This is a genomic window from Bacillus sp. 11B20, assembly GCF_056098985.1.
In genome coordinates this window covers 406406-420267 of sequence record NZ_JBLZWZ010000007.1, presented here as the reverse complement: position 1 = coordinate 420267, position 13862 = coordinate 406406, and the positions used below count along the sequence as shown (strand labels likewise).

Annotated in this window: 15 protein-coding genes and 1 riboswitch; of the genes, 4 read left to right on the top strand and 11 right to left on the bottom strand. The window is 40.9% G+C overall.

The features are described 5' to 3' along the window. Positions 1–42: 42 nt before the first annotated feature. The 5 genes from queF to ACN6NB_RS06375 all read right to left on the bottom strand — a co-directional run bounded on the left by queF (position 43) and on the right by ACN6NB_RS06375 (position 3688). The gene (queF, locus tag ACN6NB_RS06395) at positions 43–540 is read right to left on the bottom strand and encodes a preQ(1) synthase (RefSeq protein ID WP_003211403.1); all 498 of its coding nucleotides are present in this window, start codon (positions 538–540) and stop codon (positions 43–45) included. Positions 541–555: 15 nt separating this feature from the next. Further along, on the bottom strand, positions 556–1287 hold the full coding sequence (gene queE / locus ACN6NB_RS06390) for a 7-carboxy-7-deazaguanine synthase QueE (RefSeq protein WP_047202223.1): 732 nt from the start codon (positions 1285–1287) through the stop codon (positions 556–558). Then, positions 1280–1720: a 6-carboxytetrahydropterin synthase QueD gene (gene queD / locus ACN6NB_RS06385; protein WP_047202222.1), complete on the bottom strand. Its 441-nt coding sequence runs from the start codon at positions 1718–1720 to the stop codon at positions 1280–1282. The genes queE and queD overlap by 8 nt, the downstream gene beginning before the upstream one ends. Further along, positions 1721–2377: a 7-cyano-7-deazaguanine synthase QueC gene (gene queC / locus ACN6NB_RS06380; protein WP_126681749.1), complete on the bottom strand. Its 657-nt coding sequence runs from the start codon at positions 2375–2377 to the stop codon at positions 1721–1723. 151 nt (positions 2378–2528) lie between these two features. After that, positions 2529–2573: riboswitch (PreQ1 riboswitch) on the bottom strand. A 71-nt stretch (positions 2574–2644) separates the two neighbouring features. Further along, positions 2645–3688 carry a YkvI family membrane protein gene (locus ACN6NB_RS06375; protein ID WP_151284238.1) on the bottom strand — a complete coding sequence of 348 codons (1044 nt, stop codon included), beginning with the start codon at positions 3686–3688 and terminating at the stop codon, positions 2645–2647. 244 nt (positions 3689–3932) lie between these two features. Here ACN6NB_RS06375 and ACN6NB_RS06370 point away from each other — a divergent pair, with 244 nt between their 5' ends. From ACN6NB_RS06370 to motB, 3 genes are all read left to right on the top strand, one after another. Further along, positions 3933–6035 (top strand): ATP-dependent Clp protease ATP-binding subunit, encoded by a 2103-nt coding sequence (locus tag ACN6NB_RS06370; protein ID WP_058838976.1) that lies wholly within the window; start codon positions 3933–3935, stop codon positions 6033–6035. Positions 6036–6414: 379 nt separating this feature from the next. After that, positions 6415–7209 (top strand): flagellar motor stator protein MotA, encoded by a 795-nt coding sequence (motA, locus tag ACN6NB_RS06365; RefSeq protein ID WP_024424680.1) that lies wholly within the window; start codon positions 6415–6417, stop codon positions 7207–7209. After that, on the top strand, positions 7202–7972 hold the full coding sequence (gene motB / locus ACN6NB_RS06360) for a flagellar motor protein MotB (RefSeq protein WP_039178076.1): 771 nt from the start codon (positions 7202–7204) through the stop codon (positions 7970–7972). Before motA ends, motB begins: the two co-directional genes overlap by 8 nt. Positions 7973–8000: 28 nt before the next feature. Here motB and mhqR read toward each other — a convergent pair whose 3' ends face one another. Continuing rightward, complete coding sequence (mhqR, locus tag ACN6NB_RS06355) at positions 8001–8456, bottom strand: MarR family transcriptional regulator MhqR (RefSeq protein WP_034281539.1); 456 nt, start codon at positions 8454–8456, stop codon at positions 8001–8003. 204 nt (positions 8457–8660) lie between these two features. Between mhqR and ACN6NB_RS06350 the strand changes: the two genes are divergently transcribed. Continuing rightward, positions 8661–10166, top strand: coding sequence for an ATP-binding protein (locus ACN6NB_RS06350; protein WP_058838975.1), 1506 nt, complete (start codon positions 8661–8663; stop codon positions 10164–10166). Positions 10167–10212: 46 nt separating this feature from the next. On the opposite strand, the gene ACN6NB_RS06345 is transcribed toward ACN6NB_RS06350, so the two are convergent. The 5 genes from ACN6NB_RS06345 to mtnW form a co-directional block, all read right to left on the bottom strand. Continuing rightward, on the bottom strand, positions 10213–10455 hold the full coding sequence (locus ACN6NB_RS06345) for an aspartyl-phosphate phosphatase Spo0E family protein (protein WP_039178071.1): 243 nt from the start codon (positions 10453–10455) through the stop codon (positions 10213–10215). A gap of 300 nt (positions 10456–10755) precedes the next feature. Then, positions 10756–11286 (bottom strand): 1,2-dihydroxy-3-keto-5-methylthiopentene dioxygenase, encoded by a 531-nt coding sequence (locus tag ACN6NB_RS06340; protein ID WP_024426834.1) that lies wholly within the window; start codon positions 11284–11286, stop codon positions 10756–10758. Positions 11287–11302: 16 nt separating this feature from the next. Then, positions 11303–11941 (bottom strand): methylthioribulose 1-phosphate dehydratase, encoded by a 639-nt coding sequence (locus ACN6NB_RS06335; RefSeq protein ID WP_126681744.1) that lies wholly within the window; start codon positions 11939–11941, stop codon positions 11303–11305. Next, entirely contained in the window at positions 11905–12600 is a 696-nt protein-coding gene (locus ACN6NB_RS06330) for a 2-hydroxy-3-keto-5-methylthiopentenyl-1-phosphate phosphatase (protein ID WP_039178068.1), read from the bottom strand. The genes ACN6NB_RS06335 and ACN6NB_RS06330 overlap by 37 nt, the downstream gene beginning before the upstream one ends. Further along, a complete protein-coding gene (gene mtnW / locus ACN6NB_RS06325) occupies positions 12600–13820 on the bottom strand; it encodes a 2,3-diketo-5-methylthiopentyl-1-phosphate enolase (RefSeq protein ID WP_144491163.1) in 1221 nt (406 codons plus the stop codon). Before mtnW ends, ACN6NB_RS06330 begins: the two co-directional genes overlap by 1 nt. Between the last annotated feature and the right edge of the window lie 42 nt (positions 13821–13862).

The window sequence follows — 13862 nt, the reverse complement described above, 5'->3', positions numbered from 1 at the left end:
CTACACGCTGAAACATGCATCTGGCATGTCTTTTCCTATTTATTAGCGATTATCAATCGTTTCTGGATACATATCATGGTTCATCATACGATACGATGCCATTTCTTCATACTTTGTCCCAGGTTTCCCATAGTTCGTATACGGATCAATTGAAATACCGCCTCTTGGCGTAAATTTGCCCCAAACTTCAATATATCTTGGGTCCATCAATTCGATTAAGTCGTTCATAATAATGTTCATACAATCCTCATGGAAGTCACCATGGTTACGGAAGCTGAACAAATATAATTTTAGGGATTTACTTTCGACCATGATTTCATTTGGGATATAGCTGATATAAACTGTTGCAAAATCCGGTTGTCCTGTTTGCGGACATAGTGATGTAAATTCTGGGCAGTTGAATTTCACAAAGTAATCTCTATTTGTATGTTTATTTGGGAACGTTTCAAGCACTTGTGGTGCGTAATCAAACAAATAATTGGTTCCTTGGTTTCCTAGTAACGTGACACCTTCTAATTCTTCTGGTTTTCTTGTCGTCATGACATCTCTTCCTTTCTATACGCCTCGTTTATTTCCCCACAATAACGTGTGCAGCTGTGGCAGCACTCTTACACGGTTTAAGTCTGGATCTTGTGCGACTTGATCTACAAGCGCTTCATATTTTTTTAATAAATGCGTCAATAAGTACGCATCATCACCTGTCGTCGTGTCATCATTTCCTACCTGCAAATAAAAAGGAAGCTCAGGGTATTTCGCATGAACATCCTTCGCATAGGCTAGATCACGATCGTCAAAGATCACGACCTTCAGGCTTGCATGCTGCAATCTATTTCCGTTTTTCAGCTCATCTATGATACGTGTTAGTTTCGTAAAATCTGTTTTCATATTCGAGCTTGGCGGCTTAGGGGAAATGGTTAAATCATCAATTTTCAAAAACCATTCCTGATACATCGTCCCTTGTGTTTCAAGCGCTGTATCGATCCCCTCTTCATGCAGTAAATCAATGAGGGATTCCATTTGTTTTAAAAGCGCAGGGTTTCCTCCTGAAATGGTGACATGAGAAAAAGCCTGTCCGCCTATTCTTTTTAATTCTTTGACAATGTCTTCTGCCTCAAGCCACTGAATATCATGCTTCGCTGAGCCGTCCCATGTAAAGGATGAATCACACCAGCTGCAAGAGTAGTCACAGCCAGCCGTTCTGACAAACATCGTTTTTTGTCCAATCACCATTCCTTCTCCTTGAATGGTTGGACCGAAGATTTCTAATACAGGAATCGCTTTAGCCATTGATCTCAACTCGTTTCGGACGGTAAATGCAATAGCTTGTTGGTGTCTCTCTGACAAAGACTTGAACACATGTTGGCTTGTTCGCTAAAGTCGATAAATACGCTGCGACTTTGTCATATACGGTCTTTGCCACCACCTCAGTGGTTGGCATCGCGTATCGATCGTTTGATGAGAATTCCTCGTGATCATTGAGCAGCGTGTGATCGTACTGCCCATGAATGAGCTTCTTCAATGTACTAAAATTGACAAGGAAACCCGATTCATCTAGGTCGTCGCCCGCAATTGTGATGTTGATGGTGTACGTATGACCATGAACACGGCTGCATGCGCCCGCATCTTCTCGTGGGATGAAATGGGCAGCCGATACATGCATGTCTTTATTCAATTCAAATGAAAATGGATGATCGGTTTGTGGATAGATTTGAGAAAGCATTTATTTTGCCTCCTTCATTTCCATATAAGTGTCATAGCCGTTTTTCCGCAGCTTACACGCAGGACATTCCCCGCAGCCATCAGAAATAATGCCGTTATAGCAAGTGAGCGTTTCATTTTTCACAAATTCCAGTGCATTGAGCTCATCTGCAAGCTTCCATGTTTCTGCTTTATTCAGCCACATCAGTGGCGTATGAATCACAAATGGTTTTTCCATTGCTAAATTCACTGTGACGTTGCAAGATTTCACAAACTCGTCACGGCAATCTGGATAGCCGCTAAAGTCTGTCTCACAAACACCCGTGATAATATGTCTTGCTCCAATTTGATACGCCAAAATAGAGGCAAAGGATAAGAACACTAAGTTTCTTCCTGGCACAAATGTGGAAGGAAGCTCTCCTTCTTTTTCCTCAATGTCAATGTCATCTCTTGTTAAAGCATTAGGTGCCAGCTGATTCAAAAGAGACATATCTAATAGATGATTCTTCACACCTAACTTGTCAGCAATTCCTTTGGCGACATCAATTTCTTCTTGATGACGCTGATTATAATGAAAGGTCACTGTTTCTACCTCTTCAAATTGTTGAAGTGCCCATAATAAACATGTCGTACTGTCCTGTCCCCCGCTGAAGACAACGACTGCTTTTTCATTTTTCATTTTCTGTTCTCCTCCTTTTGCAGATGCGTACAACACTGCATCTGAAAGGCTCCTGAAAACCCCTATTTTTCTCAAAAGAAAAGACACCTTTACATGTGTATGAGGTGTCCCAGCCATAAAAAATAAAAAATGCCACATCCAAGGATACGGCAAGTCCTTAGTTTTTTATAGAGGGTTTTGCTAGAACCTCTCCCGTCTTCACGGATTTTTGTTCAATTTTCACAGATGATAGTGTACCACATATTTTTCATGCAGGCTATCCTTTCTTTACTTACCTAGCGGTTCAGGCACTTTTTTTAGACAAAGAAAGAGAATAAAAAAGATGCTGACATAGCCAAAAACCGGGTAAACTGTTGAAATCAGTGTACCGTAACCAATTTTACTAATCACATAGCAGCATATGAGAATAAGGGATATCGTAAAGATGCTGTTCATTCGGATATATGCCCTTACTTGTCTCTCCAGCCCGTATAAATTGCCTATGACGGATGTAAAAACTTCACCGAAGATGACAAATAAATAAATGAGATGAATGGAGTTTGCAACTTGATACACCACCTGGGCCATTGGAATATCAAACGCCTCCAGCATATTTAATGAAGAAAGAGATAAAAAGCAAGCAAGCAAAATGAGTGTCAGCATGACGCCCCCAAGCACCGCTCCCTTTTTAATGACTGCTTCAGAGGTCATTTCATTTGCAACGGGTACTAACACTGCCTGTGACAGTGCTAAATTAAAGGCACCATAGGACACTGCTGATAGTATCCACTCGCCCTCACCCATTTGCAGCGCAAGAACATAACTTTCACTGCTGCTAAAAACAAATGAATCAAGAAACACAATCAATGAAAAGAAAATCAGCATTGGAACGACAAGGACGTTAACACCAAATAGTCCTTTTGAACCTTTAAAGAGTACAATGACGCTCAGAATGATCGTCAAAAAGATCCCATACTCCTTGGATATGCCAAGCTGTTCTTCAAAAATAGCCCCTGCACCTGAAATCATGACTGAGGTAACACCGAGTAAAATAAAAAACATCACAATATTAATATATCGACTCGCAGCTGCGCCAAATAAAAACCGGTTCATATCTTGATAAGATTCTGCTTTGATTCGTTTCGAAATCAGCATCATTTTTGCACCAAGGCCAGTAAAAATAACACCGCTAATCAGAATCCCTAATAGTCCAATCCAGCCAAAACGAACAAAAAACTCTACGATTTCTTTTCCTGTCGCAAACCCAGCTCCAACCACTGTTCCTACATATACAAAGGCAAGCTGAAAAGCGGATTCATTTGAACGTTTCATGTGACCCCTCCGCACCCATCACTTTCGATTGTCTCTTTTTTATCCTATGAGACAAGTTCCTTGAAAAGAAGGACAAACCATGATTAAATGCAAAAAAGGATTTTTATCCGTCTTTGAGCAAAACAGTTGAAAGTCAAAATAGGTCAGAGTATACTATAGTCAAAGATGGTCAAACAACAGACCATTTTCTTTAACATTCATTGGTCAAATAAAGTCAAACTTTATTTTAAGGAGGTCATGGCAAATGCGTTGTCAACATTGTCAAGTAAATGAAGCAACTATTCGCCTGAATATGCAAGTAAATTCGTCCCGGAGCCAAATGGTTTTATGTGAAGACTGCTATACCTCTTTGATGGAGCAGTCAAAAATGAAAATGGGACCTCAGCTTTTTGGAGGAAGTTCATTCTTCTCTCAGCAGGCAGGTCATGCCCCAAACATGGAGCAGCCAAAACAAAAAGGCTTACTCGATGAGCTTGGCCGTAACTTAACAGATGGAGCAAATGCTGGCTTAATTGATCCAGTCATTGGCCGTGATGAAGAAGTCGCAAGAGTCATTGAGATTTTAAATAGAAGAAATAAAAATAACCCTGTTCTTATTGGTGAACCAGGTGTTGGAAAAACAGCGATCGCAGAAGGACTCGCACTGAAAATTGCCAGCGGCGATGTACCAAATAAATTAAAGAACAAACAAATCTATTTATTAGATGTTTCTTCACTTGTCGCAAACACAGGTGTACGCGGTCAATTTGAGGAAAGAATGAAGCAGTTAATTAAAGAACTGCAGAGCCGTAAAAATATCATCTTATTTGTAGATGAAATCCACCTTCTTGTGGGCGCAGGATCTGCAGAAGGATCAATGGATGCTGGAAACATTTTAAAACCAGCCCTTGCAAGAGGCGAACTGCAGCTAGTAGGTGCGACGACATTAAAAGAATATCGCCAAATTGAAAAAGATGCTGCACTCGAACGACGCTTCCAGCCCGTTATCGTGGATGAGCCAACACCAGATGAAGCGATCGACATCTTAAAAGGTATTCAAGAGAAGTACGAGGCCTATCATGGTGTCACCTATTCAGATGAAGCCATCAAAGCGTGCGTTCAATTATCTTCCCGGTATATTCAAGACCGACATTTGCCGGATAAAGCCATTGATCTAATGGATGAAGCTGGTTCAAAAGCGAACCTCTCCATTGATGCAGCAAGTGAAGATGAACTGACAAACCGACTTGCGCAAATTGCCGCAGAAAAACAGGCTGCGCTAAAAGAAGAACAATATGAAAAAGCAGCGAAGCTTCGCGATGAAGAAGAAGCCATTGAAGCAAGACTTCAAAACAAAACAACTGACAAAGAGCATATCGTCACAGCAGAGGACATTCAGGCCATTGTGGAACAAAAAACAGGCATTCCTGTCGGCAAACTACAAGCAGACGAACAAACCAAAATGAAAGAAATTGATGTCCGTCTAAAAGCACGAGTAATTGGGCAGGAGCATGCGGTTGATAAAGTGGCGAAAGCCGTGAAAAGAAGCAGAGCTGGATTAAAATCGAAACATAGACCGACAGGCTCCTTCCTTTTCGTTGGACCAACAGGTGTCGGGAAAACCGAATTGTCTAAAACGCTGGCTGAAGAATTATTCGGCTCAAGAGATGCGATCATTCGTTTAGATATGAGTGAGTACATGGAAAAACACTCTGTGTCCAAACTCATCGGTTCTCCTCCTGGTTATGTTGGACATGATGAAGCTGGCCAGCTGACTGAAAAAGTGCGCAGAAAACCTTACAGCATCATTTTGCTGGATGAAATCGAAAAAGCACATCCAGATGTACAGCATATGTTCCTTCAAATCATGGAAGATGGGCGTTTAACAGACAGCCAAGGCAGAACTGTCAGCTTTAAAGATACAGTCATCATCATGACAAGTAACGCAGGCAGCGCAGATAAAACGGTCAAGGTCGGCTTCCAGTCTGATCAGGACGAAGCGATTGAGGAACAATCACTCATTGATTCGCTCAGCAGCTACTTCAAACCAGAATTTTTGAACCGTTTTGATAGCATCATTCAATTTGATTCACTAGACAGAGAGGACTTAGTGAAGATTGTTGATCTTCTGCTTAATGAGCTGTCAGAGCAATTAAAAGAGCAGAATTTAACAGTCCATGTCACAAATGAAGCGAAAGAAAAAATCGCAGAGCTTGGATATCACCCTGCATTTGGTGCTCGTCCACTTCGAAGAACCATCCAAGAGCACGTTGAAGATCAAATGACAGAGATCCTGCTTGAAGAGGAGCAGCTTTCTGGATTTACTGTGGATGTTGAACATGACGAAATCGTCGTAAAAAAAGGATAACTACACCTTCAGGATGATATGCACCTCCATCATGTTGCGGCGGCTAAGTTCCATCTGAACGCTGACGCTCCCCCGCCTCTTTTCCTTTACGATAAAAGAAAAAGAGGTGGATCACATGATGAATTGGAGCTACGATCTTGTCAAAATCATGTATGAAGAAAAACTAAAAGAGCTGCTTCATTTAGATGAACCAGCACAAAATGATTAGATGGAGACTCCCTTTATATGAGAGGGAGTTTCTTCTTTTTACATATACAGAAAGCGCTTTCGTCAAAAATTCTTCACAGAAACTGTCTTAATTTTATATTCTGACTAAAACCCTTCTAGAACACACCGATATTAACTATAGAAAAAGATAGTTAAAGGATTTGGTGAGATAATGGACAAAACATCGTTAATTGGTATTATTTTAGCATTTATTGCACTAGGTGTCGGTATGGTTTTGAAAGGTGTGAGTCTAACTGCTCTTCTCAACCCGGCGGCTATATTAATCATCATTGTTGGGACGGTTGCAGCTGTTGTCATCGCATTCCCTTCTAGTGAAATTAAGAAAACACCAAAATTGTTCGGCAAAATTTTCAAAGACAGCCAGCTTCCAACGATTCAAGAAATGATCCCTCTATTTTCAAACTGGGCACAAATTGCGCGTCGTGAAGGCCTTTTGGCATTAGAAGCAAGTCTTGAGGAAGTCGATGATGATTTTCTAAAGAACGGGTTAAGCATGGCAGTTGACGGCCAAAGTGCTGAATTTATTCGAGACGTTTTAACAGAAGAAGTTGATGCCATGTCTGAACGACATCAGTCAGGCGCATTAATCTTTACACAAGCTGGTACATACGCTCCGACACTAGGGGTACTTGGCGCCGTTGTCGGACTTATTGCAGCACTTGCCAACATGGGAGATATTGAAGCACTTGGACATGCAATCAGTGCTGCCTTCGTCGCCACACTGCTTGGGATTTTTACCGGGTATGTATTATGGCACCCATTTGCCAACAAATTGAAGCGTAAATCAAAGGAAGAAGTAAAGCTTCGTCTAATTATGATCGAAGGCATTCTTTCTGTTCTTGAAGGTCAATCTCCAAAAGTCATTGAACAAAAACTTCTTATGTACTTACCAGCAAAAGAACGTGCAAATCTTGTCATTGAAGAAGGAGAAAATCAAAATGGCTAGGAAACGTAAAAACCATGATCATGAAGACCATGTAGATGAATCTTGGCTTATCCCTTATGCCGATCTTCTGACACTTCTTCTCGCCCTCTTCATTGTGCTTTTTGCATCTAGTTCGATTGATGCGGCAAAATATGAACAGATGGCTAAGTCTTTTAATGTTGTTTTTACTGGCGGTACTGGTGTCATGGATCAATCCAGCATGCAAAGCACGGAAGAAACTGAACATAGCAACCAAGTCAAGAAAGCAGCCGAGGAAGAGAAAGATGAAGAAGCCAAAGCAAAGGCTCGAGACCAAGCGGTTCTCACAAAGGTCAAACAGCAGGTCGATTCATTCATTGCAAATAAAAAACTTGGTTCCAAGCTCGAAACAAAGCTTACGGATGAAGGACTTCTCATTACGATTGAGGATAGTATCTTCTTTGATTCCGGGCGGGCAGTTATTCGATCTCAGGATGTCCCGTTAGCAAAAGAAATCTCAAAGCTGCTCGTCATTAATCCCGCTCGTGACATCGTCATTAGCGGACATACAGATAATGTACCGATCAGAAATTCAGAATTTGAATCAAACTGGTATTTAAGCGCCATTCGTGCTGTGAACTTTTTAAATATTCTTCTTGAAAACAGCAACCTAGATCAAGAGAACTTTAGTACAAAAGGATACGGCGAATTCAAACCGATTGCCTCAAACGATACAGCAGAAGGCAGAAGTAAAAACCGGCGTGTAGAAGTACTCATTTTACCGATTGAGAAAAAAGCGAAATAAAAAAGGAAGCCAGCGGCTTCCTTTTTATTTATTCTTGATGATCATATAAATGCTTTGCACGCAGCCCTACATGTTTGAGCATATCGATGCAGGCATCTTTCTCTTCTTCGCTCAGGACACTGATCATCTCATGAATTTCTTTCGCATGATCTGGGAAGATGTCATCAAGCAAAGCTCGTCCCTGCTTTGTAATATGCGCAAATGTCACCCTGCGGTCTTCTGCACAAGCCTTCCGGCTGAGGAGTTCTTTCTTCTCCAATTTATCGACCACATAGGTGATGCTGCCGCTTGCAAGTAAGATCTTATCACCGATTTGCTGAAGCGGCTGATCACCTTTATGATACAGCAATTCTAGCACAGCAAATTCAGTTGGATTCAGCCCGTGCTTCACAATATGTTTGTTCATGTGATGATTAATTGAGCGATAGGCACGTGATAATACAATAAATAATTTCAATGATTTTTCAACATTATGATTTTCCATTTTTTATCATCCTTTATGAAATGCAACCCACTAATGTGACATTAATAAACAATAAGTAAAATGTCAACATTTTGATCCATCTTTAGCACGAAAATGAGACCAGAACGAATCACCTAATTTTTTAAAAATCACACAAGTCATCGTAATAAAGATAGGTTCAATGCTATAATAAGTCTATTAGGTAATACGTTGGAGCGATGAATGATGAGTATACTCAAAGGGTTTTGGAAGAAGATCAGACTTTACCTTATTTTGGTCATGCTTCCAACCCTAATCATTAGTTATTTTATCTACGAAAAAGAAACTGAAAAAATCGATTTAAAGAACAAACAAACCGCTACACTTATGTTAAATATTCACAAAAACCAAATGAATTATTTAATAAGTGAAACAGAAGCGAGATTAACTTCCCTTGCCATGGGATTTGACCAGCCGGTTGAGACGAAAAAAGTACAAAACATCCTAGAGAAAATTTATAAACAAGAACCTCGTTTTTCAGGTCTGTATCTCCTAGACAAAAAAGGAAATGTAACAGCAAGCACCACCCCGTTAAAGGAAAAAATCAACCTATCATTCAGAGATTACTTTAAACGCATTCAAGTGACCAAGCAGACCGTGATCACAGACAACTATGTGAGCCGAATTACAAAACAGCGGATTCTCTCCATTTGTGTGCCTGTTCTCGATGAAAATGAAGAGGTCACCAATGTGCTGATTGCCGCCATTCAAATTGATTATTTAAGAAATATTATGAATGTATTGAATCCTGATCTTCATTTTAAAATGCTGAATCAAAATGGACATGTCGTGTTTACAAGTGGTCCACAGCCAGTACCTGAGGGCGGCAGCACCGTGTCTACATATTTAGATGAAAACAGCTGGAAGCTGGAGGTCTTTCCGCAGCGTGCTTCAACAAGTGAAGTGCTGTCTGTGATGCTCATCCCTTTATCCAGTGCGTTTATTTTATTAAATATTTTATTCACACTAGTCCAGTATATCGTGTTAAGGCGGCAAACTCAGCAGGAGCGTCATCAAAATGAAGCGCAAAAGCTTGAATTGATCGGAACACTCGCAGCAAGTACAGCACACGAAATTCGCAACCCATTAACTGGGATCAGCGGATTTATCCAGCTATTGCAAAAGAAGTATCATTCAGAAGAAGATCAGCTCTATTTTTCTGTCATCGAGGAAGAAATTAAACGGATCAACCAAATCGTCAGTGAATTTCTTGTATTAGGAAAACCAACGGCAGAAAAATGGCAGAATAACTCTGTTAAAGAAATTGTAAGTGAGATCATGCCGATCGTTTTCTCTGAGGCAAACCTTTATAATGTCGAAGTGGACCTACAAATCAATACGATTCAAGATGTGGGCGTGTATTGCACGAAGGATCATATTAAACAAGTCGTTTTAAATGTAGCAAAGAACTCTTTAGAAGCGATGCCAAACGGCGGTCATTTGAAGATTGTGATCGAAGCTGAAAAAGAACATGTCATCATTAAAGTAGCGGATACAGGTGAAGGCATACCAGAAGAGATGTTAAAGCACATCTTCCTCCCCTTTATTACGTCGAAGGAAAAAGGCACGGGTCTTGGGCTTGTCGTGTGTAAACGAATCATTTCGATGTATGGCGGAACAATTGATATTCATAGCGAAGTGAATAAAGGAACGACTGTTATGATCATGCTTCCTTCTGCTCACTCAGCATAGCTGAAGATGTCAGCCGGTTTTGCTTATGCAAGACCGGTTTTTCATGTCAATAAGAGGGGCGGTTCACAGATAAAAGACTCATTTGAGACACAAGATCATGAAAGGAGGGGGCAGATTGTTTCTCATGAAAAAGAAGATGCTGATACTCATTCATCAGGTTGTCCAGTTCTTGACTATATTTAATTGTCATCTCACCAGTGTACCCTTCCACTTGAGCAGCTTCTACCATCTGTTTTCTCTTCTCATCAATGGACATCAGCAATTGTTCTTTCCTTACATAAATATTCATGATCTCAGCTCCCGCAATGATTTCGACTGTCTATGCTCAAAATGATCCGACACCAAAATTATACTTTATTTGTAAATTAAATTAAATATGCTTATTTTATTTAATTTTTTACAGCCTAAAGACCTTTTACCCAATCAAATTTGGGGGTAAACTTCAAATTTGGACAGGACTGTCACATTGATTAAACAGAATTTTATCCTATACAGAAGATCAAAATCAACTATTTTCTTTCACATTTTATGTCTAATTTCCTAAAAAAAAGCTGATCTTCCGCCTCATGCGGAATGATCAGCTCTATCATTAAACCGTTTCTTCCTCGTAAATTGGCACCCAGCCCTCAGTTGTGACAAATATGCGAACTGCGACCACTTTGCGATCCTCTTGAAGTGTAAAGTAATGACGGATGTTTGGCGGAACAGAAATTAAATCACCTGGGTTCAATCTTACATCAAAAAAGACGCCATCCTTGCCTTGAATAGCAAAGATTCCGTGCCCGCTCACAATAAAGCGTACTTCATCATCTGTATGGTGATGCTCACGTTTAAAGTTTTGGAGCAGCTCATCAAGATTTGGCGTGGCATCAGATAATGAAATCACATCCTGCGCTTTGTACCCTCTTTTTTCAGAAATACTTTGGATTTCCTTTTGGAAAACAGTCAAAATCTCTTCCTTTTCCTCATCGGTTAAATCATACTTTTCTGATAAACGGTTTGGCAGCTTTTCAATATCCCAATGCTCATAAATAACCCCTTGGTTTTCTAAATATGATGCAACCTCTTGCTCGTTCTCAAGTAATGTGTTCTCTTCATTGTGAATCAAAATCGTCGCCATGTGCTTTTCCTCCTTTTTATCTTACAAGCTGCTGTTGATACAGCGCTAATTTTAAGTGATAGCTAAATAAAAATTCATATGCTTCTAATACTCGTTTTGCTTCAAAGGCTGTTTTTCCCCAGACCGTGATGCCATGATTGCGAATGAGTACAGCACCAGATGGCGCCTCTAGTGTCAGATGTTTGGCAAATTGCTCTGCAAGATGCGGAATATGAGCTGGATTTTCAATAATCGGAATCGACACTTCTGCATCCTCTTCCCAATAACCAAGCGCTTTGATGATTTCGTTGCCTTTAAAACGAATCTCTCCCTTATCCCCATACAGCTCTGACATCACATTATTATCAATGGTGTGGACATGGAGACAGCAGCCTGCTTTCGTCCGTTCATACACGTACGTGTGAAGCAGTGTTTCAGCTGATGGTCTAAGCGTCTCGTTCGGATCATGTGGCTGGCCTGCCGCGTTTACCAGCACAAAATCTTCGTTTGTTTCTTTTCGTTTATCTTTGCCGCTTGCCGTCACCAAAAACGTGATTGGATCATCCGACACCTTGATCGATAAATTACCGCTTGTTCCGAAAAACCAGTCTCTTTGGGCCAGTTCACGTTTAACGTCTGCTAGCTCCTGCCAGCATTTGCTCTTTGCGTCTGCCATTCCTTCACTTCCTTTATTTGAACAAATTGCGCGTGTAGATCAATAAATGTGTCAAACTCCTTATGTACGAGCCCGAGCTCTTGACATTCATTGAGCAAGTAGTCGCGCGCAAACGTAAGATCTGCATGTTTCGCCGCCTCCACATCAGTCACTGAATCTCCGATCATGATGATGAAATCATCCTCATGAGTCAGGTTTCGAATGATTGAGGGCTTACAGCATCCGCATCCATTTTGACATTGCGTATCGCAGGCATGCGGCCATTCAATCTGAATATGCTCTTCCCCAAATGATGCATGATTGCAATAAATATCGTCTCGATCGACAATGCCTTCGAGGATGGGGTAGACAAAAAAGTCCATCCCCCCACTAAGTACATAGAAAGGAATGTCTGCTTTTTTTACCTCATCCACAAATTCCTTAAATCCTTCTCGAATCTCTGTATCCTCTAAAATAAATGATTGAATGGCTTCCTTCTGATCACTTGTCAGTAATTGAAACATCTGCCCGACGCCTTCTTGAATGGTAATTTCCTTTGACAGGACACCATCCTTCAGTTTCGTCCATTCACTCGGTGCAAACTGTTTCATGATGCGGATGATATTATCATTTTTTGTAATTGTTCCATCAAAATCACAACACACAATTGGTTTTTTCATTATTCTGCTACCCTTCCCCAAAGATCAAGTGCCGCTTTTAAGTCTTGGCAGGAAGCCGCCTTATCTTGGATAGACTCTTCCTGTATCACGGCATCAATGATCGAACGAAATGCCTTCCCTCCGCCGATGGCTCCCCGCGGATGTCCGTGAATGCCTCCACCTGCGTTAATCACATGATCAATTCCAAAATCTTTGATCAATACTGGAACCATTCCTGGATGAATGCCTGCTGACGGGACAGGGAATGTTTTTTGAACCGTATCCTCTTTCACGCAAGCTTCATAGATTCCAAGGGCATCCTTTTTCGGAAGTGCAACCGATCCATAAGGTGAGGGAAAGAGGCTCAAATCAGCGCCAGCATATCGGTTTAATTTGCCTAAAAGAAGAGAATGCGAGAATCCATATTCAGGAGAGGATGTCAATGCACCACTCACTGCGGGATGCGCCATAATAGGCAGTGGAATATCTGGATCCTCAGCTAAGCTTTGCATGACATCAAGACCGTAAGCAAAGACATTGAATAAGAGCGCATCTGCTCCAAGTTCAGCGGCCTTTCTCGCTCGATCCCTCAGGTCAAAGGTTCTGCCCGTTAAATTGACAGCATACAGCGTGCGGTGTCCTGTCTCTTCATAGGTTTCTTTTAAAATCTCTTTTCCTTCTTTGATTCGCTCTTCAAAAGGAGCTAATGGACTTTCAAATAAAATTTCATCGTCTTTGATGAGGTCAACCTCGCCTAATGCCTGTAAACGGAGCTGCTCTTTTAAATCCTGCATATCACGGCCGATAACACCTTTAAAAATACTCATCAATAATGGACGATCAAATACATTTACCTTATTTCGTATGCCATCAATTCCAAATGCCGGTCCTGGCAGGCTTTTTTTAAATTCTTCAGAAAATTGGATATCGACTAGCTTCACTTTTCCGTCTAGTGAAAGCTTTCCAAAAATCGTCGTGAAAACAGCTGGTAAATCTGCTGAAAAGTTTGCCTCAGGATAAGCAATGGTCACCTCTGATTGATAAAGGCCATTTTCGGCTGGAGCAGCCTTTTCTAATACTTTTTCAACTCGGCCTTTATGCTTTTGAAGCTGCTCCTTTTTGAGCTGAGGCAAATCCGTCCATGATCCAACTGTTAAACCAAGCGCGATCTGCTCCGCTTTTCGATTTATTTGTTCATCCTCTCGATGTGTTAATACGTATGTTGCCAGTAATTCACTCACTAGGAATCCCCTTTCGATTGCATCATGCATATGTTCAATAAA